The sequence below is a fragment of the Pseudomonas sp. TNT3 genome (assembly GCF_010095445.2).
Classification (GTDB): domain Bacteria; phylum Pseudomonadota; class Gammaproteobacteria; order Pseudomonadales; family Pseudomonadaceae; genus Aquipseudomonas.
This window is the reverse complement of record NZ_WFGV02000030.1, coordinates 14,293-38,423: the sequence shown is the minus strand read 5'-3', so window position 1 is coordinate 38,423 and position 24,131 is coordinate 14,293. Positions and strand designations below refer to the sequence as shown.

Below are 24,131 nucleotides of genomic sequence, written 5' to 3'. Positions count from 1 at the left end.
ACCTGGATCAAAACGATCACCCGTGCTCCGGTCAGATCAAACAGCCAAGGGTTAACTGGAGGCCTCGGCATCGGCTTCGGCGAACGCTTCGCGGGCAAGCCGGAAACTGTCTACGGCGGCGGGTACACCGCAATAAATACCGACCTGAAGCAAAATTTCGCGTATTTGTTCACGACTCAGCCCGTTACGCAAGGCGCCGCGTACATGCAGCTTGAGTTCATGCGGCCGGTTGAGGGCCGAAATCATTGCCAAGTTTATCATGCTGCGTTCTTTAAGCGACAAACCCTCACGGCCCCAGACGTGGCCCCAGCAATACTCGGTGACCATCTCTTGCAGAGGGCGGGTGAAGTCGTCGGCGTTTTCGATGGAGCGATTCACGTAGGCGTCGCCCAGCACCTGGGTGCGGATTTTCAGGCCTTTTTCGTACTTCTCGTTGCTCATTTCATTGTCTCCCGCGTTATTCCAGTAGGAGCTGCCGAAGGCTGCGATCTTTTGATTTTGATTTTCAAAAGACGAGATCAAAAGATCGCAGCCTCGTTGCACTCGACAGCTCCTACACAGCTCCACAGTTCCTACAGATATTGATTTAGAGGCCGCCCATCAGGGTGTATTTGAGTTCCAGATAATCTTCGATGCCGTACTTGGAGCCTTCGCGGCCCAGCCCCGAGGACTTGATGCCGCCAAAGGGTGCCACCTCGGTGGAGATCAGCCCTTCGTTGATGCCGACCATCCCGTACTCCAGCGCCTCGCTCATGCGCCACGCGCGGCCGAGGTCGCGGGTGTAACAGTAGGCGGCCAGGCCGAACTCGGTGTCGTTGGCCATATGGATTGCCTGGGCTTCAGTATCGAAACGGAACACGGCCGCCAAGGGGCCAAAGGTTTCTTCCTGGGCCACCTTCATCGACGGGGTAATACCGGCCAGCACGGTCGGCTGGAAAAAGCCGTGACCCAGCGCATGCCGTTCACCGCCACAGAGCAACTGTGCGCCCTGGGCGAGCGCGTCTTGCACATGGTCCTCGACCTTTGCCACGGCACGCTCGTTGATCAATGGGCCTTGGGTGATGCCGCTGTCGAAGCCGTTGCCGACCGTGAATTGCTTCACCCGCTCAGCCAATCGAGCGACAAATGCATCGTGGATGCCGGCCTGCACGAGAAAGCGATTGACGCAGACGCAGGTCTGGCCGGCGTTGCGGAATTTGGCGATCAGCGCCCCTTCCACGGCGCGCTCCAGGTCGGCGTCGTCGAAGACAATGAACGGCGCGTTGCCGCCCAGTTCCAGCGATACTTTTTTCAACGTCGGCGCGCACTGGGCCATCAGCAACTTCCCAATGGCGGTGGATCCGGTGAACGACAGTTTGCGCACCAAAGGGCTGGCGGTCAGCTCGCCACCGATGGTCACGGCGTCGCCGGTGATGACGTTGAAAATGCCCGGAGGAATACCGGCCTGTTCCGCCAGCGCGGCCATGGCCAATGCCGAGAAAGGCGTCTCCGGTGCCGGTTTGACGATGCAGGGACAGCCGGCTGCCAGCGCGGGGCCGGCCTTGCGGGTGATCATTGCCGTCGGAAAATTCCAGGGGGTGATGGCCGCGACGACGCCGATAGGCTCCTTGGTCACCACGATGCGCGCATCGCCTTTATGGCTCGGGATGGTGTCGCCGTAGATGCGTTTGGCTTCTTCGGCAAACCACTCGATAAAGCTCGCAGCATAGAGGATTTCGCCCTTGGCTTCGGCCAGTGGCTTGCCTTGTTCGAGGGTGAGAATGGCTGCCAGTTCATCGGCATGTTCAAGCATCAAGGCATGCCAGCGCTTGAGGATGTTGCTGCGTTCCTTGGCGGTCAACGCACGCCAGACCGGCCAGGCTTTGTTGGCGGAGGCGATGGCCAGGCGCGCGTGTTCGGCACCGAGGTTGGGTACGCGGCCGATCAGCTCGCCGTTCGCCGGATTGAATATGTCCTGAACGGCACCGTCAGGCGCATCCAGCCATTGGCCGTCGATGTAGGCCTGTTGGCGGAACAGTGGTGAGGATGCTGGGCGCATGCCGGCTCCTAAAAAGTGGGCGGTATCTGTAGGAGCGAGCTTGCTCGCGAAAAGCCCGAGAACGCCACTGAGTGTCAGGTTGACAGCGTTATCGTTCACGACCATCGCGAGCAAGCTCGCTCCTACACAAAAAAGTGCATCAGGCCAGCGCGGGCAGGGGGCCCAGCTTGCCTTTGTGGTAGATCATCGGCGTGACCGGCTGCTCGGGCAGGATCAGGTTCTTCACCGCGCCAACGATAATCGCGTGATCGCCGCCATCGTATTCACGCCACAGTTCGCACTCGATAATCGCCGTCGCTTTGCCCAGCAGGGGATTGCCCAGCGCGCTCAAATGCCATTCGATCCCCTTTGCCTTTTCCTTGCCTTTGCTGGCAAACGCATAGGCTTCGGCGGTCTGATCAGCGGACAGCAGGTGAATCGCGAACTGCTTGCTGTCACGCAGGATCGGGTAGGTGTCCGAGGCGTAGTTAGGGCAGAACAGCACCAGTGCAGGATCAATCGACAGCGCACTGAAGGCGCTGGCGGTGATGCCGACGATGCCGCCGTCCGGGTCCAGGGTGGTGACCACCGTGACTCCGGAAGGGAAGGAGCTCATCACGTCTTTGTAAATGCCGGGTTCGATCATGTCAGTGGTCTCCTAGCGCATCACGAAGGGGTCAGGCATCGGTGCCTGGGAGAGGTTGATCCACACCGTTTTCAGTTCGGTGTAGGCCAGCACCGAGTCGATGCCGCTCTCGCGTCCATAGCCGCTGTTCTTGAAGCCGCCGATCGGCGCCATGGCCGAGACCGCGCGGTATGTGTTGACCCAGATGATCCCCGAACGCACATCCCGGGCCAGGCGATGGGCACGGCCCAGGTCGCGGGTCCAGATGCCGGCGGCGAGGCCGAATTGCGAGTCGTTGGCGATTGCCAGGGCTTCGGCTTCGTCCTTGAACCGGATGACCGACGCCACCGGGCCGAAGACTTCTTCCTGCATGATCTTCATGGAGTTGGTGTCGCATTCGAACAACGTCGGTTCGTAGAACCAGCCGTCGCCCAGATTCTGCGGACGCTTGCCGCCTGTACGCAGGCGCGCACCTTCGGCGATGGCATCAGCCACCAGACCTTCCACCACGGCCAGTTGCTGGGCGGTGGCCATCGGACCCATTTCGCTGGAATCTTCCTGCGGGTTACCGATGCGGATGCGCTTGGCCCGTTCGACCAGGCGCTCGACGAACTCGTCGTAGATTTCATCCTGGACCAGCAGGCGTGAGCCCGAAACGCAGCTCTGGCCGGACGCGGCGTAAATCCCCGCGATGGCGCCGTTGATCGCGCTGTCGAGGTCGGCGTCGGCAAAGATGATGTTGGGTGATTTGCCACCCAGTTCCAGGGACAGCTTGGCAAAATTCTCGGCGCTGCTGCGCACCACATGCCGTGCCGTGGCGGCGCCGCCGGTGAAGGCAATCTTGCGCACCAGCGGATGGCGGGTGAGTGCGGCTCCGGTGCTTGGCCCGTAGCCGGTGACGACGTTGACCACACCCGGTGGAATGCCGGCTTCGAGCGCCAGGCGTGCCAGCTCGAGAATCGTCGCCGAGGCATGCTCCGAAGGCTTGATCACAATGGTATTGCCAGCGGCCAGGGCCGGGGCCAGTTTGATCGCGGTCAGGTACAGCGGGCTGTTCCACGGAATGATCGCAGCAACCACGCCCATGGCTTCGTGCACGGTGTAGGCAAACAGGTCCGGCTTGTCGAGAGGCAGGGTGCCGCCTTCGAGCTTGTCCGCAAGGCCGGCGGTGTAGTGGAAGAACTCTGGCAGGTAGCTGACCTGGCCGCGGGTTTCGCGGATCAGCTTGCCGTTGTCGCGGCTTTCCAGCTGCGCCAGTTGTTCCTTGTTCTCGGCGATCAGATCGCCCAGGCGACGCAACAATTTGCCGCGAGCGGTGGCGGTCAAACCACGCCAGGCCGGGCTGTCGAAGGCGGTCTGCGCAGCCTGTACGGCGCGCTCGACATCGGCTTCGTCGGCATCGGGCAGTTCAGCCCAGGGTTGGGCCAGCGCCGGGTTCAGGCTTTCGAAAGTCTTGCCGGACAGGGCATCGACCCATTCACCGCCGATGCACATCTGGAAGCGTGCGAGTGTCATGCAACGATCCCCTTTATTTGATTTTGTCGGGAGTGCGCCGTGTCGAGAAACTCCAGCAACAGCTGGTTGACCAGGCGCGGCGATTCTACGGGCATCATATGCCGCTGTTCAGCGAGTACGGCAACCGTCGCGCCGGGAATTCGCTCAGCCAGTTGCCGGGCCATTTCCGGCGTCGAGCCGGGGTCCAGCTCACCGGTGGCGATCAGCGTCGGCACCTGGATGTTGCTCAGGTCGTCGGCGCGGTACATGTCCTGGGTGGCAAACAGCTCATAGGTGGTCAGGTAACCCTGCGGATCGTTGTCCGCCAGGGTTTGGCGCAAGGCCGCGATCTGCGCCGGATTGGCCGCCTGATACTCACGACTGAACCAGCGTGACAGGGCGGCTTCGGCGTTGGCATCCGGGCCGTGCTCAGCTGCTTGAGCGGTGCGCGCAATGACGCCGGCGCGCTGTTCTGGGCTTCGATTGAACACGCTGTTGAGCACCACCAGACCTTGCAGTCGATCCGGGTAGTGCAGGGCAAACGCCCGCGCCACCAGTCCGCCCATGGAGAAACCGATCACCGTCGCCTGGGGCAATTGCAGGTGATCAAGCAGCTCCAGCAGTTGATCGGCGTAACCGAGCAAAGGCGTGCCGCTTTCCGGACGCGGGCTGGCACCATGGCCGAGCATGTCGTAGGCAATCACACGGTATTTCGTGGCGAGGCCAACGACCTGGCCGCCCCACATTTCTTTATTCAGGCCCACGCCGTGGATCAAGACCACGGGCTGGCCTTGGCCGGTCGCCAGGTAACTGGTGCCAGCCGGGGTGCGTTCAGCGGTGAGCCGAATCATGGAGCGCTCCTGCATGCCTTTTTGTTGTTTTTACCGATCTTGATTACTGGGCGTTTTCAGCGGCCAGTTCTTCCAGATCGATGTAACGGTTACCAATGCGCGGATGCAGGCGGCCACCATCGGCGCAACCCAGGACCACGACGATTTCGTCGGCGCGCGGTGCATCTTCGATCTTCATTTCCAGGGTGATGTAGTGCGAACGCAGACCTTCGTCGTCCTTGTGCATCATCGGGATTTGAATGGACGTGCCCGGACCGCCACGCTTGTTGGTGAAGCTGAGGTAGCTCTTGGCTTTCACGGCTTCGCGGTAGTGGTTACCGAAGCGCAGGGTATGGATGACGGCGGAGGCGTGTTCGATCTCGCCGTCAGCGCCGACCACTGCGGCCTTGCCATACGCTTCGATTTTGTCCGCGCCGCCAATGATGCCGACCAGGCGTTCAACCATCAGGGCGCCGAGGTCCGAGCAGTTCTCGCGGATCTGCGGTTTGAGGTCTTCGACAAAACCATTGCCCACCCAAGGGTTTTTCATGACAACGGCCAGGCCGACCATGGTCACGGGCTTATCGGTGGTCTTGCCGCCTTCAATGAAGGTTTCTTCGACGTAGCTGACGATCTTGCGGATTTCGAAACTCATGAGCTGCTCCGTGTGGTGTAAGAGTGTCTGTGCGTCTGATGGTATACCATAATACTGGAAGCACAAGTCCCTCGAGTGAGTTTCTGGTCGGATGGTTTGTATGGGGGGATCAGCGGGGGATTGCGGGAGGGGTGTCAGGTAATGGAGTGGGTGACTAAACGGACGCTATCGCGAGCAAGCTCGGCTCCCACGGGGATCTCTAGCGAACCTGGCGACTGTGTTCACCACCGATCAACTGTGGGAGCCGGGCTTGCCCGCGATGGCGATGTGTCAGGCGGTGGAGGTAGTGGCTGGACGGACGCTATCGCGGGCAAGCCCGCTCCCACAGGGATCTTCAGCGAACCTGGCAACTGTGTTCACCACCGATCAACTGTGGGAGCCGGGCTTGCCCGCGATGGCGATGTGTCAGGCGGTGGAGGTAGTAGCTGGACGGACGCTATCGCGAGCAAGCTCGGCTCCCACCGGCTCACTCCCTGAGGGGGCCGGCGATGGATGCAGTGGCGGTGACTCAGCCTTTCGATTCTTTGGTGCCGAGTACGTCGCGAATGCTGTCCACCACGTTGCTGTCCTTGATCACGTCATTCAACCAACCTTCCAGCGGCATGTTGCCCCATTTGATCGCGCGTTCGATCAGGTAGGGGACAGGGCTCTGCGGTTCGGTTTGTTTGAAGAACTGGGCAATGCCCGCGAGCTGGGTGAACGCTTCGTCACGGGTCAGCGGGGTGGTGCGTAGCGGGGCGGTCGAGACGTCGTGTTGAATCTGGGTCATTGCAACACCTGCAGGTTGGTCGGCAGCGCTTTGCGCGAGGGCCTGAGCGGGAGCGACTGGGGCGGGATGCAGTTCGATCCCCCGGTCCTTGAGCAGCTTCTCGGCCAGTTGGCCTGCGCGGGACAGAACGTCAGACAGCGAAGCAAAGCTCGGCGCGTCGGCACCGAACAGTCGATCAGCGGTGATCTGCAACTGTTGGCAAGCCTTCAGGCTGGCGCCAATCTCGCCGGCCTTCAGGCGCAGATGATCCGAATCGGTGAGCACCACCGAGCGCTGGAAGACTTCGGCGTTGATTTTGCCTTCATCAATGGCGGCACGCATGGCCTGGGGGTTTTGCAGTGCCAGGTTCTCGACATGCCTGGATTCGTCATAACGAAGCAAGCCGAACAGCTGGCCCTGGGTGATGGGCAATCCGCCGACGACGTCGGCCAGGGACGTTTTCATCCACGCCAGGCGAGCGGCGCGTTCATCGACACCGTCTTCAAGGGACGGGTACAAGTCCGCCCAGAAGGCTTCAAGAATGCGTTCGGCCAGGGTCAGGCCGAAGGTGATACCCACGAAGTGGTATTTGTGCGCCAGGCCCTCGCTGAGCCAGGCCACGAGCATCAGGTCTTTGCTCTGTCGAGCCAGGCCTTGTGCAGCCAGGGAGATGGTCAGATCCCAATCCGAAGATTTGAGGTCGGTTTGCCAATCGCCCTGGGTGAGGTAGTCGGGGTCTGCTCGACGCGCTTCTTTCACCTGATCGAACAAGGTGGAAAAGCTCAGGTCTTCACCGCTCCCCTCATTGATGGGCGCTGTCAGTTCGGCCAGCGAAAGGTCGTTGAGAAATTCAGACATAGGGAACTCTGATCAAAATAAAAGAACACCGCGCCCAGAAACAGGCACGGTGCTAAACGCGGGCCGCGTGCGCGGCCCGCCATTACTGCAGACTTAAGCGAAAACCTTATTGGCTGTGCGATCCCAGCCACCGGTGACGTTGCCGCCGCCCTGGCCATCGGCACGGCTCTGTTGGGTGTAGGTGGTTTTGATGCGCGCGAAGTTGAAGCTGATTTCTTCAATCGGCAGATCGCTTTCCGCTTCGTCCTTACCGCCCTGGCTACCGCCGGCAACGGTGTTGACCGAAGCTACGACCACTTCTTCCAGGTTGTAGGTCAGGTAGGTGACCTTGTCGCCACCGGCGCGGTTCACGTTCAGCTGGATCTTGGCGATGTGAGTGCCTTTGCAGCATGCTTCGAACAGCTTGGCAGTCGCTTTGTCGGCCGCTTTGCGGATGGTGAAGTTGCTCAGGACAACGCGTTCCGAAGAAGCACCGCCCGAAGAACTTGCTGTCGCAGAGGTGGCCTGGGTGGCGCCGAACTCGTAGCCCAGCACTTCGATCCAGTCCTTGTGCTTGTCGTCCAGTACTTCGCCAGGAATGCCGTCGATCTGGATGTATGCGTCAAATGCCATTTCTAATTTCTCCTTACCTACATTTAAACGGTGTGCCTGCGAGCAGTGCACAACCCTTCGTTTTAACCTCTTTGAAAACAATCAAGAGAGGTGTCTTGCCGTTGACCGGGCCTCAGATCGAGACAGCCCGGGCAGCGGTTTTTCTTCAGCAAGCGGGGCAGTGTCAGTTGACTGCCCGCACTTCGATTTCCACGCGCCGGTTAGGTTCCAGGCACTCGATAAGTTGGGCTCTTGATTGCTGCATATCGCACTTGACCAAGGGCTTGGTGCTGCCTTCACCGACCGCTTCGACCAACTCACCAGGAACGCCTTTGCCCACCAGGTACGTCTTGATGGTTTGCGCACGTTGTTTGGAAACCTGCTGGTTGATTTGCGGGTCCCCCAGTTGATCGGCGTGGCCGGCGATGATGATCTTGCCAATGTCCGGCGTGCTCAACAGCTTGCCGGCGATGGCGCTCAGCTGGCTCTGGCCCGCGGTTTTCAGGCTTTGGAAATCGGCACGGCCAAAGGCGAACAGCGTGTCCGACTCAAGCGTGATGGTCTCAATGGAACGCAACGACTGGGTCAGCAGGCTGTTGATGTAGTTACGCGAGCTGGACGTCAGGAAGGCGTTATCGAGAATCCGCGGCACGTCTTCTTCGTGGATCTGATCGCTGTAGAAATTGATCTGCCGACTGGCAAATTCGTAATCCTGAGTGGCGCTTTCAGTGCCGTTGGAAGCACCGATGGTCTTGCCGGTCTGGCGGGCGATCGCCGGGTACCAGTAGTCCGGGATTTTTGCCTTCAGGAACGCCGGGTCAGCCTTCTCGCGCTGGGCTCGGGAGAGCATGACGTAGGTGTCCAGCGTGGTCTTGCCGAAGGCTGCAATGGATTGCGCCCGGTTGTCGTCAGGCAGCGCCTTGGGCTCTACGCTGTCGATGCCGGTCACGGGCAACAGTTGATTGGTGTTGCGCTGATACACCTTGAGGGTGGTCAGCAGGTACAACGAGCGGGTCAGGTTGTCGGCCGTTGGCTTGAGCATCACGCTTTCCAGGCGATCGAAATACTGACTGCGCACCAGAGGCTCGACTTTGTAACCCTGGTACAGCCCCAGGCGCATGCGCAGCGGCACGCCTTCACTGTGGTGTTGCGCGTAGTAATGAGCGGTCCAGAAACGCATGCGATCCAGGGTTTGCCACTCGGTGTATTGCCCGGTTGTCGCGGCGTCGGCAGTCGCCGCCTGGGCCAGCTCCGTGGAGATGCTCTGCACGGTGTTGCGGTTGTTCACATAGGACCAGCCCAACAGGCCGCACAGCAACGTCGCGACCAGGCCGGCGCCACCAATCCAGGCGGCCTTGCGCCGACGTTCGCGGTGGTTGGTGGTGTACAGCGCCACCAGATGCTGATCGGGGATGATGACTTTTCTGAACAGGCTGTTGATGAACAGCGGACGCGGTTGCGCATCGCCGCTGACAGTCTCCAGATCACTTTCCAGCGAGAAACGCTCGGTAACCTGGCGTGCATGCCCACCCAGTTCAGGTCGGTCGGCGTCCAGTGCACTGGTGAAATAGAAGCCGCGCAGCAGTTCTGCTTTTTGATACGGGTTGGCGCGCAACAGGGCGTCGACAAACAACTGCAGCCTTGGCTTCAGGGCTGCCAGCTCCAGCGGGAAGCGATAGACCGCTGAATCCTGACGGGTGATCTGGATGTCCTGCGTCACCAATTGCTGGCTCGCCACCTGCTGCCAATAGGCAACCAGCTCATCCATGGCCACGCCGAATTGCTGGCCCCAATCGGCCTGCTCATAACCTTTATGGGCAAACGTCTTGCCCATGACTTCGCCACGGGCGACGTCATCCAGTTGGCGGTAGAAGGGGGCAAAACCCGGTACCAGGTCGCACTTGGTGAACACCAGGTACACCGGCAGCCGCACTTCCAGCAGCGCATGGGTCTCCTGAATGCGTTCTCGCAGGCGTTTGGCAATGCGTTCCTGATCGTCAAGGGACGCTTGCAGGATGTCGTGGATGCTGACGGTGACGATCAGGCCATTGAGCGGGCGACGTTGGCGGTGTTGGCGCAGCAGCTGGAGGAATGCCCGCCATTTACCGGCTTCTTCCTGGTTGTTCATGTAGCGCCCGGCGGTGTCCAGCAGGACGGCTTCGGAACTGAAAAACCAGTCGCAATTGCGTGTCCCACCCAACCCGGCCACGCGAGCGCCTTCGCGTTCTGCATAAGGGAAGTTCAGGCCCGACTGATAGAGCATCGTACTTTTGCCAGCAGCCGGCTGGCCGATCACCAGGTACCAGGGCAGGGCGTACAACGCATCCTTGGGATTGCTGCCACGCGGCTTGTTGCTGTGCAGACGCTCGATGCTTTGCAGCAGACGCTCGCGCAGCAGGCTGACTTCCTCGCGGTCCGCCGGGCTGGCGTTGAGCACAGCCTGGTCGGCGTCATCGCGCAGCAGGCCTTCGAGGTTGTGGTGTCGGGACACCCCGCGATACATCAGCAGCACGTAGCCCGAAGAAAGCGCCAGGAACACACCGATGCCCGTCAGCAGGCTGTTCAGCGAGCTGAAGTCAAAGGCCCGGCCGATGCCCCACACCACAAAGATCGTGAGGAAAAAGGCGACCCCCAGAATGTAGGGTTGATAACGCAAGAAGTAATACTTGATCTTGTTCATACAGACTTCGAATCCAGGGCATCGACAAAACGGTCGATGACGTCATCAAGGGGGCGGTCGATTTCGGGAAAAGCGTGTACCGGGTGGTGCTCGTCAAACGCGTCGAAAGACGCCAGTACGTCGTAGCTTTGCGAGCGCTCACCGATACCGGTCAGCACGCGATAGGCGTCGCTGGTCGTACGTGATGCAAAGCAGATGAGTCTTGGGCGCATGAAGTCGTCGGCCAGCAGGCTGATCTGCGGCACCGCGTTTCCGGGTGTCATGCGCGTCAGCCAGGTCACCCACAAATCCGCCGTGGGGTTTTTCAAACCTCTTTCCGCCGGCAACGGCAGGGCCATGCCGATTGGTGAGCCGTGTTGCAGAGGTCGTTTCAAGGCTTGCAAACGAGTGAGCACGGCATTGGTGACGAACTCCGGGTACGAGCTTTCAAGCGCGGTTGCGATGTCGCGAAGGTTGAAGTTCACGAGGAATTTTGCGTGCACGCGCCGGAACAATTCGAAGTCCTGGAGTTGCAACGGGCGCAAGGCCTTGATGCGTTCGAACAGGACCGAGGTGCTTTCCCCTTGGGCGGCCATGTGCAGTAACGGCTTGATCTGCCCGCTGAACAGTTCGCCCAGGGTGAAGGGATTGACGAACGGCTCGGCGTCGCTGGCTTTTACCGTCTGGAAAATGAAGAACGGATAGCGTCGCTGGCTGGAGTCCCTGGAACTGATCAACCCGCCCAGCAACCAGTTGCCACTGCGTGCGCGGTAGCAGAAAAAACACAGCGGCAAACCGTCGAACAGCGCTCGCCAATCCTCGTGACGCTGCAGGGACGCCAAGGCACCTTGCAGCCACGCATCGAACTCGCAGACGTCGTCAGATGCGCCGTGCAGGCTGACGAAGTCCGGGCTCGCGGGCACCTTGCCGAAGCAGCCAATCATTGGCCGCGTCCCTGATTCAAGGCGAGCATGCTCACTGGACCCGCCCGCCGGACGCATTGAGTGAACTCAACGCCTTGACGTTGGCCAGGTCGGTCAGCTTGACCCCGCCATAGTTGCGCACGGCGAGGCTGACCTGACCGCTGGCGGTGTTCCAGCTGAAGCGCTGCTGGATACCGTCCAGGTCACTGACGCGGGCACTGTCGTTCATGCGCAACAGACCCCAGCGGCCCGGATAATCGAACACGGTGATGCGTTCGCCGGTCAGCGTGACCACGTCCATGCGGGCGCCGGGTGCGGTGGTGGTGCCCGGCCAGGAGAAGCGACTCCAGCTGGTCTTGCCGTTGCGGTAATGCTGCACCTGACCATCGAGGGTAAAGATGATGTCGGTGAAGTAAGCCGACGGTTCCAGCATGATCTCGAAGCCGTTTTCACGGTCCGACAAGCTGGCGATCACCTGACCCAGGGAGCTGGCCTTGTCGATGCTGTTGACCATGTTCGGGTTGACCAGCGGCGTCGATTTGCTCGCGCTGCTCATGCCCAGGCCTTCACCACCGGAAAGGTTGCCGATTTCGTTGCGCTTGAAGTTCGGCAGCAAGCCGGACTCCGGGTCGACGAAACGCTGCAGATCCTTGACCGAGGCTTCATTGCGGCTGCCGGCTGCAATCGGGAAACGGTGTGCCATGACCTGTTCCCAGGGCTTGGCGATCTGTTGCGCCCAGGCCTTGGCGATCTGCTCGCCGGCCGGGTCGCGCAGGGTTTCCCAGGTGAACTGGATCGGCAGGCTGAACAGGCTTTGCAGCGAGGACGACAAGCCGCCCTGGCTAGTGTCGACGGTGGTCTCGACATAGTTGCGCACGCTGGTGACTTCGCTCGGCTGACCTTCCAGGGTCTCGCTGATCAACTGCTTGCTGCTTTTACCGACGTCCTGCGAGCGCTGGATGTTGTTCATCCGCACCTTGAGTTTGCGCAGCGCCGCCAGGTAGCGATCCATGATGGTGCTGTCCGCGCCCTCGGCGTTCTGCACGGCGAAGACCCGGGACACCGGCTCGAAACGCTTGGCCAGGCTGCCGTCATCCACCGCTGGCAGCGGCGAGATCAGCGCATTTGGCGCAGCGTCCGGGCCGTCGAAAATGCCCGTGACCTTGCCCCAGAAACCGTCATCGCGCTTGATCCCGGTTTGTTGTGTTTCCCGCGGCGCCGGCACATCCCACTGGGTGTTGTCGTTGACGGCGGCCAGCAGGATTTTCACCGGCGAGTTCTGTACGTCGCTGAGCAGCGACAGTTGCTGGGTCGCGTTGGCCATGTCAGTGAAGTGACGCACGCCGACACTGTCGATCAAGGTGTACCAGGCTTGGGTGTAGTCTCGCTTGTAGCGCGTCATGAATTCGCGGATGAAGTTGGCTTTTTGCACCAGGCTGTCGCCACCTTCACCATCGAGTACCCAGTCCGATTCGTTGCGCAGGTTCCCTGACACCAGCTTGATCAGCTCCGGCTTCACGAACTGTTCCCAGCCCTGACGGGTGAAAATCGCCGGCACGGCTTCGGTGCCGTACAGCAGTTGACGTCCTGGCAGGGGCACCAGGTCGCTGAGGCCAAGCGCCGGAAACTGGCGGCTGGATTCCAGTTGCAGGCGCAGGTATTCACGGTCCACCAAGGAGCTGGAGATCATGAACGACTTCAAGCTGCTGCGGGTTTCGCTGATCAGTTGCTCGTTGCGTGGCAAAGTCGGGGCCTGACCATTCTTCAGCAGTTGCACGTAGACCGGCACGTTGTCCTGAATAACTTCAGCGCTGACAGGATTCTGCTCGCTGGCGGTATTGGCCCAGGCCGCCGGCAATGCGGCGCCGACGAACTCAGGCTCCGGATGCGCATCGGGTTGGGTCAGCATCAGGTACAGCTTGAGGGCGTTGTAGGACTCGATGATCGATGCGACCTGGCGTTCGTCCAGTCGGCCCAGCATTTCCTCGGACAACGACAGCCCGCCCGTGGTCGCCGACAGATCGGCCGCGTCACTGGCGGTGGCCGGGTTGCGCAGTGCGGTCATGGCATCACCGCGCGCTTTGTTCGCCGCACCTTTGGCCGCACCGCTCAAACGGCTGGTGACTTCACCGGTGCTGCGTGGAACGCTGCTCAAACGGGTCGGCAGTTTCAGGCCCTGGACGCGAGCTTTGGCGGACGGACTGCCCGTCTTGGCCGGTGCTGCCGCAAAGCTGTTCTGCGGGTCCATGGTTTTTGCGAACTCATTGAAGGCACGCATCTGCAATTGAAGTTGCAGCGTGACGGGCTCCAGTGCCTGGGTGCGCAGTTGCTGCAAATAAGCGTTCTGGGCGACGAGGTAGATGTCGTCACCCCGATAAAGACCTGCACTCAGTTGCAGCGGCACGCCTTTGGCGCGGTGCTTTTCGATGACGGCAAGTTGATCACGGAGCAATTCCAGCCCTTGTCCCGAGGCGAGCAATTGCGCCCGGTCCGGGGATTGCTGCAATTCGTTCAACTGATCGCGCAACGAGGCCAGCCATTGACGGTTGTTCTGGAACGACAGGGCTTGCCAGCCGATGAACGCCAGGCCCGCCAGCAGCGCTACACCCAACACGACAGGGCTCAGGGACTTGTTTCGGCCGAAGCGTGACTGGTACAGCGTCAGGTCGCGGTCCGGAAAAATCACCCGGCGGAACGTATCGGTAATGAAGTAGCTGCGGTCGCTGATCTTCTTGCCGCTGCTGTCGTTATCCAGGGCGGTTTCCGGCTGCAGGGCAAACGACTCGGCGAGGTCGTCTTCATAGACCTGGCTCAGTTGCTGATCGGTTTGCAGTGCGCTGGTGAAATACAGGCCGCGCAACAGCAGGGGCGAGCCGGCATGCCGGGTGTCGGCGAAGTGCTGGAGGAATTGCTCCAGCACCACAGACAGTTCGGAGAAATAGTTCGGGAAGTTCAGCAGCGCACTGTTGGCGTCCGCGCCCAACGCAATCATCTGCGCGTCGACGTGACGGCGGATATGGCTGTGCAGGTTGGCCAGCTTGGCATCCAGCACCGGGCGAAGGCCCTGGTTGCGGATCTCCGACAAGCCGAACGTCATGCCCAGCGGTTGCTGGCGTTCATTCAGGTCCAGGCCTTCGAAGGCCTGGCTGAAGCCCGGCAACTGGTCGGTCTTGCTCAGCATCAGGTAGATCGGTGGATTGGCGTCCAGGCAATCGGTGTATTCCTCGATGCGCGACACCAGCTGTGCCGCCAGCGCGTTACGTTCGTCAGCGCTGGCCGCGAGCAATTCCGGCAGGCTCACTACCAGCACCAGACCGTTGACCGCCGCTTTGCTGCGTTGCTTTTTCAGCATCTTCAGGAAGGCGGCGAACTCGCTGGCGGACTGGTCGTCGCGCAGATACCGACCGGCCGTATCGATCATCACGGCCTCGGGGCTGAAGTACCAGTCGCAATGTTGCGTGCCGCTTTGGGTGTCGTTGGCACTGTTGGCGATGCTCGCGGACAGGCCGGAACGGGTCAGCAACGAGGTCTTGCCGGCACCGGACATGCCGATGACCAGGTACCACGGCAGGTCGGACAGGGCGGAAGCACCACCGCCACCGGCCGAGCGATCGGTACGCAGCATCGCGATGGCGTGCTTGAGGCGTTCGCGCAGCACTTGCTGATCGCGGAACTCGCCGGTGGACTTGAGCGAGCGATCGACCTCGATCTGCACCAGGTTCTCAAGGTTGTGTTCAGCCCGGATTCGCTTGTACTGACGCAGCACAATGATCAGCAGGTAGAACGCACTGATGATCGCCATCGCTTCCAGCGTATAGCCACGCAAACCGCTCACGTGCGGCGCCACGAACCAGCAGACGGCCAGGCTCGCCAGCCACAAGACCGGGATCACGAACCAAAAACTTTTTAACAAACGCAATAATGTCTTCATGTCTTCCTGACTCGATTACCTGACCTGGGATCAGGCACTGAACAGCTGGCTGATTTGTTCGGACAGTGCGGCTACGTCCTTGGCCAACAGCCAGTCCAGCGTCAGGTAAACACCCACGCAGACCAGCGCAATGAGCGCCAGGTAGAGCCAAACGGGTACTTCGTGTCGCAGCATCTGCGAGACCTGATCGGGCAAGGCCCAGTCAGGTGAAAGCGCTTTGGGCGTTTTTTTATAACGGGCGATGTCCTGACCCAGGGTATTGGCCAGGTAGCGCAACTGGTCTTTCTGACCGAGGCTGAACTTGCCTTCGAAACCCAGCGCCAGGCACAGGTGATACACCTCGAGCACGTCGAGGTTCTTTTTGACGTCGCTGCGCAGCGAATCGATTTTTTCGAAAAAGCCTTCACCCGCCAGGTGCACGCCGAAGTAACGGAACTGCAACGGCTGCAGTTCGAAGTGGCGCCGCAGTTCGTTGTCGCCGGAACGCAACACGCTCTCGTCGAGGAACGCGCACAAGGCGTATTGGGTGTCCTTGACCTGTTCAACGCTGTAGTTGGCGCTGCGGGCTTCGCGTTCCAGGTTCGAGAAGAAGTTGTCGACGCTTGCCTCGAAGGCCGTGACCGACGTCACCTGTCGGCCCTTGCGTACGATCAGCGCCATGCTGATGAAGTCTTGCACCAGGTCTTTCAAACCCGGTTTTTCGGTTGCGGCCGTCACGGCGCCTTGCATTACGGCTTCAGTCATTTGAGTACCGCCATCAGTTCAAGCTTGAGATTGGTAAAGGCGCTGGGTGCGTAAAAAGAGATGGCCTGGGCACTCATCATTCGTTCGTACACGCGGCCATGGGGCTCGATGGAGAAGTAGTGATTGTCCAGTCGCACCGGAATCGCATTGGGCAGGCGGGTCGAGTGATTGAGCGTGACCCCCGGCATGGCACTGTTGACCACGACCTCGATGTCTTCCGGCGAACCCACCTTGAACGCGCGCGGCACCAGTTCCAGCAGGCTGGAGCCAGGCATGTCGGCGTGCACGGAAATATAGAAATCCGCCTCGGCCAGGCGCGGGTCGAGCAATTGGCCCTGCCAGTACGAAGGCTTGGTCTGGGTCAGGTTGATCACCACGCACTGGTTGGGCACGACGTTGTCGAGCAGCACCCGGATCATTTCATCGAGCTTGACCAGCGAGGCCGCCGGGTCGTGGTGGTCGTACTCGGGGATATCGTTGAGTTGCGTATCCAGCGAGAACGTCAGCAATCCACCGGCCAGTTCCGCCAGAAACAGGTACAGGCGCTCGGGGTGCAGGCGAGGGTGAGCGAGCAGGTGCGCGAGGCTCGGGTGAGCCCGGTTGACCGTGTTCAGCAGCCAGAACAATGTCACGTCGCTGGAGCCAAATTCGGCAATCTGATCCGCCCGTTCACGACGACGGCCCGACAGTGCCTTGCTTTTGGATTGCAGGGCGCCGAGCAGGCGTTTGCCCAGGCCGATCAGCGTTTCATGGGTACCGACGTGCAGCGTGGGGTGCACGAAGTGCGCATCGAGGTTGAAGCCGCCGATGTTGTTGCGCGACAGGCGGGCGATCGGGCAGTAGCTGTAACCGTCCAGGTTGTCGCCGTCGATCAGCATCACGACGTTCAGGCGCAGGCTGGTGATTTCGTTTTCCAGGTCGCCTTCGTTCAAGTCCGGCAGGGTGTCGAACTGCTTGCGAAAACGGCGCGCGCTCTTCTGTTCCTGACCGTCTTCAACGTAGTTCATGCCGAAGGGCTCAGGCAGTTTCAGCGCGGCGTAGACCTTCAGGTCGTTGCCTTTGAGCAGGTCTTTCAAGTCACGGGCGGCCGGCAGCGGATCATGCTGCGGCGCGTCGAACAGGCTGCCGTCCGGGAACACCAGCTTCAGTCGCTTGAGCTGCAGGGAGCCGGTCGCGAGGGCTTCTTCGTCAACCTGGAGCATCTGCACGCCCCAATGAAACGGCGTGCTGCGCAGTGTCGACTCCGCCAACTGATGCTGGTGGAACTCATCCTGGTATTGGAAATGCTGCGGCAAAAGGAACATGCCTTCCGACCACATCACCCGGCTCTGCTTACTCATGAACGCCATCCAATAGAGAGTTTAATTTTGATTCGGTCGCTTTCTTCGCGGAGCTGGTCGCTGTGTCTTCCGCTTGCTGCAGGGCCGCGTCCTGAAGGCGTTGGGTCAAGGTGTTTTCTTCCGGCGCAGTGGAGGCCTGGGCGAGTTGTTCGGCGGTCTTGGGTTTGTTCAAGACGTCGACGCCAGCCACGGCCGTGACCGTGTTGTTGTCCACCAGCACCCGCAGGCCATCGGCGGAGAACCAGATGCCTTCTTTGCGCAGGGAGTTGGCGTCAAACGCGACCTTCCAGCGACTGTCTTCATCCGAGCGGAAAAACGCGGCGACGCCGACATAGCTCGCGGCCTTGTTCAACGGCCAGCGGTCGACTTGACCCATGCCGGGCAGCAAGGTGATTTCGCGGTTCTCGATCAAGGTATTGCCGAGGGCTTTTTGCGGGTCGTCCCACAGGGAGTCGGCGTCGGTGGACGAAAAGCGTTCCAGGGAACTGAGCTGGTACACGCGAATCACCACGGACAGCGGCTTGCCGGTTTCGTCGGGATTGAGCTGATTGCCGCCGTCGGACGTCAGGATGACCTTTTCGTTATCGTCGAACAGCATGTCGCCGGCCCACGTGTCGTCCACGCGCTTGCCGACACGGTCGGTGACGCCACAGGCCGTCAGCACCATCATCATGGCTGCGGCGATCAGGCATTTGCCAAATACGGGTTGCGCAGAGCGCTTCCTTGCTTGTTGGTTATCCATGAGGGTTACCTTTAAATGCTCGTTCAGCACAGGCTGTAGGCGAAATCGCCGTCGCTGCCCAACTCGATCTTCAGACTTTGAATCGGCTTGTCCTGCGCCATCCGTTCCAGGACCCGTTGAGCCAGTTCCGGCATCAGGGTCTTGGACAAAATGTTGTCGATGTTGCGGGCGCCGCTGTCGACTTCCGTGCAGCGCGAAGCGATGGCTTTGACCAGCGCCTCGTCGTAGCTCAGAACCGCTTGATGATTGCGCTCGAAACGCTTGCGAATGCGCTCCAGCTTGAGCGCAACGATGCGCTCCAGAATGGCGTCCTTGACCGGGTAGTAGGGGACGATGGTCAGGCGACCGAGGAACGCGGGTTTGAACACCTGGTTCAGCTCGTCGCGCAGGCCTTCGACGATGTCTTCCGGCGTCGGTTGCTGCTCGGCGTTCAGGCACCACTGCATGATGCGATCAGTGCCGGTGTTGGACGTGAGGATGATCACGGTGTTGCGGAAGTTGATCTCGCGACCTTCACCGTCATCCAGCACACCTTTGTCGAACACCTGGAAAAACAGCTCGAGCACGTCCGGGTGGGCTTTTTCCACTTCATCCAGCAGCACCACGCTGTAGGGCTTGCGCCGTACCGCTTCGGTCAACACGCCGCCTTCGCCATAGCCGATGTAACCCGGAGGCGACCCCTTGAGGCTCGAGACCGTGTGGGCTTCCTGGTACTCGGACATGTTGATGGTGATGACGTTACGCTCGCCCCCGTACAGGGTGTCGGCCAAGGCCAGGGCGGTTTCGGTCTTGCCGACGCCGCTCGGGCCGAGCAACAGGAACACGCCGATGGGTTTGTTCGGGTCTTCCATGCGGGCCCGGGAGATCTTGATGCGCTTGCCGATTTCATGCAGCGCGTGATCCTGGCCGAGCACGCGTTCGCCCAGCAGGGCAGGCAGGCGCTGGACGGTTTCGATCTCGTCGCGCAGCATTTTGCCCAACGGGATACCGGTCCAGCCGGAAATCACTTCGCCAATGGTTCCGCCGTCTACCAGGGCATGCACCAGCGGCTGTTCACCCTGGACGCTGGCCAGTTCGGCACGCACCGCGGCAATCTCCCGGGCATCGGGTGTCTTGTTGTCCGGGTGGCTGAGGGCACCGAGTTTTTCCACCAGTTCCAGCTCGCGCTGCCACTGTTGTTCCAGTGCGTCGCGGGTCTGCTGCTGTGCCTGCAACTCGGTGTGCAGGGTGGCCAGGCGGCGGGCATGGTCGCTGCCTTTGGCGGCTTCCTGTTCCAGTACGGTGATCTCGGCTTGCAGGTTGTCGATCTGCCGCTTGCAGTCTTCGAGGGGGCCCGGTTGTGCAGACTGGCCCAGGGCGACTCGCGCGCAGGCCGTGTCCAGAACGCTCACGGCTTTGTCAGGCAGTTGACGGCCGGTGATGTAGCGATTGGACAACCGCACGGCTTGCACCAGCGCTTCGTCCATTACCGTGACCTTGTGGTGATCCTGCATCTTGGCCAGCAGGCCGCGCAGCATGTGGATCGCCTTGTCTTCGTCCGGCTCTTCGACCTTCACCACCTGGAAGCGGCGGGCGAGTGCAGCGTCTTTCTCGAAGTACTTTTTGTATTCGGCCCAGGTCGTCGCGGCGATGGTGCGCAGTTCACCCCGAGCCAGGGCTGGCTTGAGCAGATTGGCGGCGTCGTTCTGTCCGGCCTGACCACCGGACCCGATCAAGGTGTGCGCCTCGTCGATGAACAGGATGATCGGATGCAGACTGCGTTTGGTTTCTTCGATGACGGATTTGAGACGATTCTCAAACTCGCCTTTCACACCGGCACCGGCCTGCAGCAAGCCGAGGTCCAGGGTATGAATGGCGACGTCTTTGAGTACCGACGGCACATCACCTTGAATGATGCGCAGCGCCAGGCCTTCCACCACGGCGGTTTTACCGACGCCGGCTTCACCGGTCAGGATCGGGTTGTTCTGGCGGCGGCGTGTCAGGATGTCGACCATCTGCCGGACTTCGAACTCACGGCCCAGCACCGGGTCAATCCGGCCTTCGCGAGCGCTTTGCGTCAGGTTGACGGTGTATTGATCGAGGGCCGGGGTCTTGCCGTTGCCTTTGACCGTGCTGCGGGTGCTGACGTCTGCACCGGCCAGGGGTTTGGCCTGTTGCGATTCGGCGCTGCCTTCGACCAGCGCGCCAAGGTTTACGCGCAGATCGTCGGCATTGATTTTTTCCAGCTCCGGCGCGGAGGCGATCACCACCCGGCGCAACTCGTCGTCATCGAGCAAAGCCTGCAACAGATAGCCGGTGCGAATCTGCCCCTGGCCGAATTCGATGGAGGCCAGTACCCAGGCCTGCTCGATCATGCGCGTGATGTGCGGCGACAGTGCAGGCGTTCGGGTATTGCCCTTTTTGAAGGTCCCCAGCGCCGTTACCAGCTGCGCCTGCAGGCGATCGGGCACCACGTCGTAGTGACGCAGGATGACCGGCAGGTCGTTGTCGTTGCTGTCCAGCAACTGCAACAACAGGTGCTCGATTTCGACGTCGTAATGCTGTTCCGAGAGACACAGGGCCGCCGCACTTTCTGTCGCGGTGCGGCTGGTGTCGTTCAGTTTGGCAAACAGGGACTTCAGGTTCACAGGGAGACCCCATCAAAAGGAATGTGGAAGAGGGCGCAACGGGAGGGTTCCACGTCGACGCCAGGGCGTTTGAGCCAGCCGAGCCAGCCCAGTGACACGTTGCCCTGGCGACCGAGGCGGGCCGCGGGTACTGCTTCGGGTTTGAGCTTGGGTGCCAACTGGAAGTCCAGTTCGGCGCCGACGTAGAACCGCACCAGTTCCACCAGCTTCTGGTAGTCCACGGTGCCGGGCTGGAAGCGTTGGTAGTCGGCCAGGTCCAGCGGGGCCGTCTCGATGCGTACGCAGGACTGGTAGTCCCAGACACGGTTTCCGGCGACAGCGCTTTGTCCGAGCACCGCGTTCTTGCGACCCAGTTGCGTGCATTGGCTGGCATCGAGTTTCAACCAGCGACCGGCAAACGGCTTGACCTTGAACGGCAGCGAAAAATAAAAGCTCAGCATTGCTTCGAGGTTCATCGCATTGCGTGGCTTCTGCGCGAACAGACCGGAAAAGTAGCTGAACAATTCGCGACGCAGGGGCGAGCCTTGCTTGTCGAATTTCTGCTTCTGCGCCTCGGGACCGAAGCCCACGAGGTTGAGCAGGTAGCGATCGAAATCCGAGGTGCCGTTGCGTTCGTACTCGATGTAGAACTTGTATTTTTGCCACGCTTCGTAAAACAGCGTGGTCATGCGATGGGAGAAAATATCGAGGAACGCATGGGCCGCGTCGTCCCGGTACTGGACGTGCCTTTCAATCAGCAGTTCGGTGTACGGGCGCGGCAGCACACCCGACGGCCCGACCAGTCCCATGAACGTGACTTGCACCTCGGACAGCGGCAGACCTGCCGCCGACACCTTGCCTTCACGCTCGAACTGCAAGTCGCTGACTTCGCTGGCAGGGAAGTTCAGGGACAGCTGTGAGCGAAAACGCAAAGGGTCTTCGTGCGGTCGGGTGTCCAGGTCCATGCGCCCGGTTCTGCTGTAATGCAGGCGGAGCAATCGCACCAATTGGAAAAATTCGAATCGGTGCGGCTCAGCCCGTGCCTGGTCGATCAGACCAGGGGTTGATCGCCGGTTCGAGGTGGCCATTGGACGACTCTCTTTTCGCGCTGCAAGGTGCGAAGGGTTAATTGGGTAAAGCTGTTCATGCTGCAGTACTGGCCAAAGAAGTGGTCCAGCACCATGCCGAACAAAAATACACCGCTGCCGGTGTACTGGCTTTCATCGAAATTCAGGGTGATGCCGACACCGCGCACGAAGTTCGGGCGCGGGTGACCGATACGTGCCACCACCGGTTCGCTGGTGACCGAGACAATGCCGTTGATCTGTTTGCGGATCGCCGAAACGTTGCGGTAGTTGTAGAGCGACAGCAGCTCCAGCAGCACGTCGCGACCGCGGGACACCAGCGACATGTGGTTGAGCGACAGGTGCGAGATCAACCGCCAGATCACCCCGTTGCCCAGCGGCACGCGAGCGGTGGCGGTGGGTTTGCGCAAGCAGCGGATGTCGCTGATGACCGAGTTGCCTGGAATACTGAAATCGCCGCGCTCGCCGCCGAACGGCAGCATCAGGGGCAAGTCACGATTGCTGCAGGTCAGGCGGATGCTCAAGGTGTCATTGCTGGAATCCAGCAGTTCCAGCTCGCGATCGACGACCCGGATAAACATGTTCGAGCCATCGCGCTGCCGGGTCTGTACCGGGCGACGCCGGGCAATCCAGAAGCTTTGGCCGGGACCCTGGTCGCCTCGCGGTTCGAAGAACGGATGACAGGTGGCGACCTGGTCGATGCCGCCGACTTTGCACACCCGACGCACGCGATCAATGGACACCACTTCCGCCGAGCTTTGCAGGCGCACGTCGGGCGTCACCGCGTACTCGTGCTGGGCGTGGGTCAGCTTGATCGGCTCGGCCTGCTGGCGGAACAGGTTGATGATCGGGGTGCAGTTGAGCTTGAAGTTGTTGCGACCGATGTTCTGCGTCAGACGCGCCAGGCGATCACTCAGGTCGTAGTCGGAAAAGTAGAAGTTGATCTCGATTTTCTCGAGATTCTGGCCCGCCAGCAGGCGCGCAAACCCTGACAGGTCGAAGAACATGAACTTGTCGGGGAAGGTGAAATATTCGTGCAGCAGGCGGTAACCCAGAAACGAGCGCTCCGAGTAATCCACCAGACCTTCGTCCAGCCCGTAACCCACGGCTTTCAAAGCATTCGCCGGCAACGTGATTTCGCGGGTGCGGCCCTGATCTTCGAAGCTCAACGTGGCTTTGGCCAGATTGTTGAACAGCAACTCGTAGAGCTGCAGCATCAGGGTGCTTTCGCCGTCGAGGAAAAATCGCAGGCGGTCCAGCTCCATCTTGCCGAACATCACATCAGACGTGGCGGTCAGGCCGATACGCAAACGTGCGACCAGGTCAGCGCTGTGGCCGTTGAACGCCGAACGCTCCATCTCGATGAACGAGGCTTGTTGCACCGCTACCGGCCACAGTTCAACCGGGTAGCAGGTGCGGAATTTGCACACCACGCCATCAATCGGGTTGGCGCTGAGTTCGGTGTGTCGGGCCACGCGGAAGGCTTCGGTGACTTTTTCCTGCTTGCCCAGGTTGAACTCGACAATCGACATCGACGGGGTAGGGCGCAGGTAATGCGGGTACAGCACTTCGAGAAACGACTCGACGATTTCAGGCAGCTCGTCATCGAGTTTTTTATGCACGCGGGCGGACAGGAACGAGAACGCTTCGATCAAGCGCTCGGTGTGCGGGTCTTCGCAGTTATCGCCCTCGATGAGCAACCGCGAAGCAATCTTCGGGTACTGACTCGCAAACTCCTGCCCTAAGAAGCGCAGGTGCGACAGTTCCTTTTCGTAATAGGGGAGCAGATCGTCGAGCATCAGTTGAGGTTCTGCACTTTGTATTCCTGGGTGTTGACCTGCAGCACCGCGTCGAAGGAAACCTGGCGGGTGATGTCCTGCAGGCGCAGTACTGCGTCCACGCGGAAGGTCAGCATGCGTTGGCCGGTTTGTTGTGCGAGCAGTTGGACCTTGACGCTGCGAAAGCGTCGGTCGCCGACGGAGATCGCCTTCTCCAGCTGGCGTTGAATCAGCAGGCGATCCTGCGGATCCAGCACACTGCGACTGGTGAAATCCGGCATGCCGTAGTCAAGGATGGTTCCGTTCAGATTGACGAAACCCTCCAGCTCGTTGGCAACCAGGGACTGGCGAGTGTTCACCAGCACCTCTAGGTCACGAACGATGCTGGCCTTGTAATCGGCCAGCGAACACAAGCGTTGCGATGAGGCTTCCATGGACTGATGTGGATGATCGTCCAGCAATCGATCCAGCAACGATGGCAACAGCTTGTGTTGACTACTCATCT

At 60.5% G+C, this 24,131-nt stretch carries 18 protein-coding genes; all 18 read right to left on the bottom strand.

Annotation, left to right across the window (positions count from 1 at the left end):
* Window positions 1-51 precede the first annotated feature (51 nt).
* The 18 genes from pcaC to tssE all read right to left on the bottom strand — a co-directional run bounded on the left by pcaC (window position 52) and on the right by tssE (window position 24,129).
* Complete coding sequence (gene pcaC / locus GBC55_RS17900; protein WP_162439846.1) at window positions 52-441, bottom strand: 4-carboxymuconolactone decarboxylase; 390 nt, start codon at window positions 439-441, stop codon at window positions 52-54.
* A gap of 145 nt (window positions 442-586) precedes the next feature.
* The gene (locus GBC55_RS17895; RefSeq protein ID WP_162439835.1) at window positions 587-2,038 is read right to left on the bottom strand and encodes an NAD-dependent succinate-semialdehyde dehydrogenase; all 1,452 of its coding nucleotides are present in this window, start codon (window positions 2,036-2,038) and stop codon (window positions 587-589) included.
* A 139-nt stretch (window positions 2,039-2,177) separates the two neighbouring features.
* Window positions 2,178-2,663, bottom strand: a complete 486-nt coding sequence (locus GBC55_RS17890; protein WP_162439834.1) for a flavin reductase family protein — start codon at window positions 2,661-2,663, stop codon at window positions 2,178-2,180.
* 12 nt (window positions 2,664-2,675) lie between these two features.
* The gene (locus tag GBC55_RS17885) at window positions 2,676-4,157 is read right to left on the bottom strand and encodes an aldehyde dehydrogenase (protein ID WP_162439833.1); all 1,482 of its coding nucleotides are present in this window, start codon (window positions 4,155-4,157) and stop codon (window positions 2,676-2,678) included.
* A complete protein-coding gene (locus GBC55_RS17880; protein ID WP_162439832.1) occupies window positions 4,154-4,987 on the bottom strand; it encodes an alpha/beta fold hydrolase in 834 nt (277 codons plus the stop codon). Before GBC55_RS17880 ends, GBC55_RS17885 begins: the two co-directional genes overlap by 4 nt.
* Window positions 4,988-5,030: 43 nt before the next feature.
* On the bottom strand, window positions 5,031-5,621 hold the full coding sequence (locus GBC55_RS17875) for an amino acid synthesis family protein (RefSeq protein WP_162439831.1): 591 nt from the start codon (window positions 5,619-5,621) through the stop codon (window positions 5,031-5,033).
* A 508-nt stretch (window positions 5,622-6,129) separates the two neighbouring features.
* A complete protein-coding gene (tssA, locus tag GBC55_RS17870) occupies window positions 6,130-7,227 on the bottom strand; it encodes a type VI secretion system protein TssA (protein WP_162439830.1) in 1,098 nt (365 codons plus the stop codon).
* A gap of 93 nt (window positions 7,228-7,320) precedes the next feature.
* Window positions 7,321-7,839 carry a type VI secretion system tube protein Hcp gene (locus GBC55_RS17865; protein WP_162439829.1) on the bottom strand — a complete coding sequence of 173 codons (519 nt, stop codon included), beginning with the start codon at window positions 7,837-7,839 and terminating at the stop codon, window positions 7,321-7,323.
* A gap of 163 nt (window positions 7,840-8,002) precedes the next feature.
* Window positions 8,003-10,498: a type VI secretion system membrane subunit TssM gene (tssM, locus tag GBC55_RS17860; protein ID WP_162439828.1), complete on the bottom strand. Its 2,496-nt coding sequence runs from the start codon at window positions 10,496-10,498 to the stop codon at window positions 8,003-8,005.
* The gene (gene tagF, locus GBC55_RS17855; protein WP_162439827.1) at window positions 10,495-11,421 is read right to left on the bottom strand and encodes a type VI secretion system-associated protein TagF; all 927 of its coding nucleotides are present in this window, start codon (window positions 11,419-11,421) and stop codon (window positions 10,495-10,497) included. The genes tssM and tagF overlap by 4 nt, the downstream gene beginning before the upstream one ends.
* A 31-nt stretch (window positions 11,422-11,452) precedes the next feature.
* Complete coding sequence (locus GBC55_RS17850) at window positions 11,453-15,331, bottom strand: type VI secretion protein IcmF/TssM N-terminal domain-containing protein (RefSeq protein ID WP_162439826.1); 3,879 nt, start codon at window positions 15,329-15,331, stop codon at window positions 11,453-11,455.
* A gap of 30 nt (window positions 15,332-15,361) precedes the next feature.
* Window positions 15,362-16,075 (bottom strand): type IVB secretion system protein IcmH/DotU, encoded by a 714-nt coding sequence (gene icmH / locus GBC55_RS17845; RefSeq protein WP_162439825.1) that lies wholly within the window; start codon window positions 16,073-16,075, stop codon window positions 15,362-15,364.
* Window positions 16,072-17,415, bottom strand: a complete 1,344-nt coding sequence (gene tssK / locus GBC55_RS17840) for a type VI secretion system baseplate subunit TssK (protein WP_162439824.1) — start codon at window positions 17,413-17,415, stop codon at window positions 16,072-16,074. The genes icmH and tssK overlap by 4 nt, the downstream gene beginning before the upstream one ends.
* The gene (gene tssJ, locus GBC55_RS17835) at window positions 17,408-18,157 is read right to left on the bottom strand and encodes a type VI secretion system lipoprotein TssJ (protein WP_162439823.1); all 750 of its coding nucleotides are present in this window, start codon (window positions 18,155-18,157) and stop codon (window positions 17,408-17,410) included. Before tssJ ends, tssK begins: the two co-directional genes overlap by 8 nt.
* Window positions 18,158-18,180: 23 nt before the next feature.
* A complete protein-coding gene (tssH, locus tag GBC55_RS17830; RefSeq protein ID WP_162439822.1) occupies window positions 18,181-20,784 on the bottom strand; it encodes a type VI secretion system ATPase TssH in 2,604 nt (867 codons plus the stop codon).
* Window positions 20,781-21,851, bottom strand: a complete 1,071-nt coding sequence (gene tssG / locus GBC55_RS17825; protein WP_162439821.1) for a type VI secretion system baseplate subunit TssG — start codon at window positions 21,849-21,851, stop codon at window positions 20,781-20,783. The genes tssH and tssG overlap by 4 nt, the downstream gene beginning before the upstream one ends.
* Window positions 21,815-23,647: a type VI secretion system baseplate subunit TssF gene (tssF, locus tag GBC55_RS17820; RefSeq protein ID WP_162439820.1), complete on the bottom strand. Its 1,833-nt coding sequence runs from the start codon at window positions 23,645-23,647 to the stop codon at window positions 21,815-21,817. The genes tssG and tssF overlap by 37 nt, the downstream gene beginning before the upstream one ends.
* Window positions 23,647-24,129, bottom strand: a complete 483-nt coding sequence (gene tssE, locus GBC55_RS17815; protein WP_162439819.1) for a type VI secretion system baseplate subunit TssE — start codon at window positions 24,127-24,129, stop codon at window positions 23,647-23,649. Before tssE ends, tssF begins: the two co-directional genes overlap by 1 nt.
* Between the last annotated feature and the right edge of the window lie 2 nt (window positions 24,130-24,131).

Coding starts and splice junctions, on each gene's coding strand:
- pcaC (WP_162439846.1), bottom strand. CDS start 441: ATGAGCAACGAGAAGTACGAAAAAGGCCTGAAAATCCGCACCCAGGTG.
- GBC55_RS17895 (WP_162439835.1), bottom strand. CDS start 2,038: ATGCGCCCAGCATCCTCACCACTGTTCCGCCAACAGGCCTACATCGAC.
- GBC55_RS17890 (WP_162439834.1), bottom strand. CDS start 2,663: ATGATCGAACCCGGCATTTACAAAGACGTGATGAGCTCCTTCCCTTCC.
- GBC55_RS17885 (WP_162439833.1), bottom strand. CDS start 4,157: ATGACACTCGCACGCTTCCAGATGTGCATCGGCGGTGAATGGGTCGAT.
- GBC55_RS17880 (WP_162439832.1), bottom strand. CDS start 4,987: ATGATTCGGCTCACCGCTGAACGCACCCCGGCTGGCACCAGTTACCTG.
- GBC55_RS17875 (WP_162439831.1), bottom strand. CDS start 5,621: ATGAGTTTCGAAATCCGCAAGATCGTCAGCTACGTCGAAGAAACCTTC.
- tssA (WP_162439830.1), bottom strand. CDS start 7,227: ATGTCTGAATTTCTCAACGACCTTTCGCTGGCCGAACTGACAGCGCCC.
- GBC55_RS17865 (WP_162439829.1), bottom strand. CDS start 7,839: ATGGCATTTGACGCATACATCCAGATCGACGGCATTCCTGGCGAAGTA.
- tssM (WP_162439828.1), bottom strand. CDS start 10,498: ATGAACAAGATCAAGTATTACTTCTTGCGTTATCAACCCTACATTCTG.
- tagF (WP_162439827.1), bottom strand. CDS start 11,421: ATGATTGGCTGCTTCGGCAAGGTGCCCGCGAGCCCGGACTTCGTCAGC.
- GBC55_RS17850 (WP_162439826.1), bottom strand. CDS start 15,331: ATGAAGACATTATTGCGTTTGTTAAAAAGTTTTTGGTTCGTGATCCCG.
- icmH (WP_162439825.1), bottom strand. CDS start 16,075: ATGACTGAAGCCGTAATGCAAGGCGCCGTGACGGCCGCAACCGAAAAA.
- tssK (WP_162439824.1), bottom strand. CDS start 17,415: ATGAGTAAGCAGAGCCGGGTGATGTGGTCGGAAGGCATGTTCCTTTTG.
- tssJ (WP_162439823.1), bottom strand. CDS start 18,157: ATGGATAACCAACAAGCAAGGAAGCGCTCTGCGCAACCCGTATTTGGC.
- tssG (WP_162439821.1), bottom strand. CDS start 21,851: ATGGCCACCTCGAACCGGCGATCAACCCCTGGTCTGATCGACCAGGCA.
- tssF (WP_162439820.1), bottom strand. CDS start 23,647: ATGCTCGACGATCTGCTCCCCTATTACGAAAAGGAACTGTCGCACCTG.
- tssE (WP_162439819.1), bottom strand. CDS start 24,129: ATGAGTAGTCAACACAAGCTGTTGCCATCGTTGCTGGATCGATTGCTG.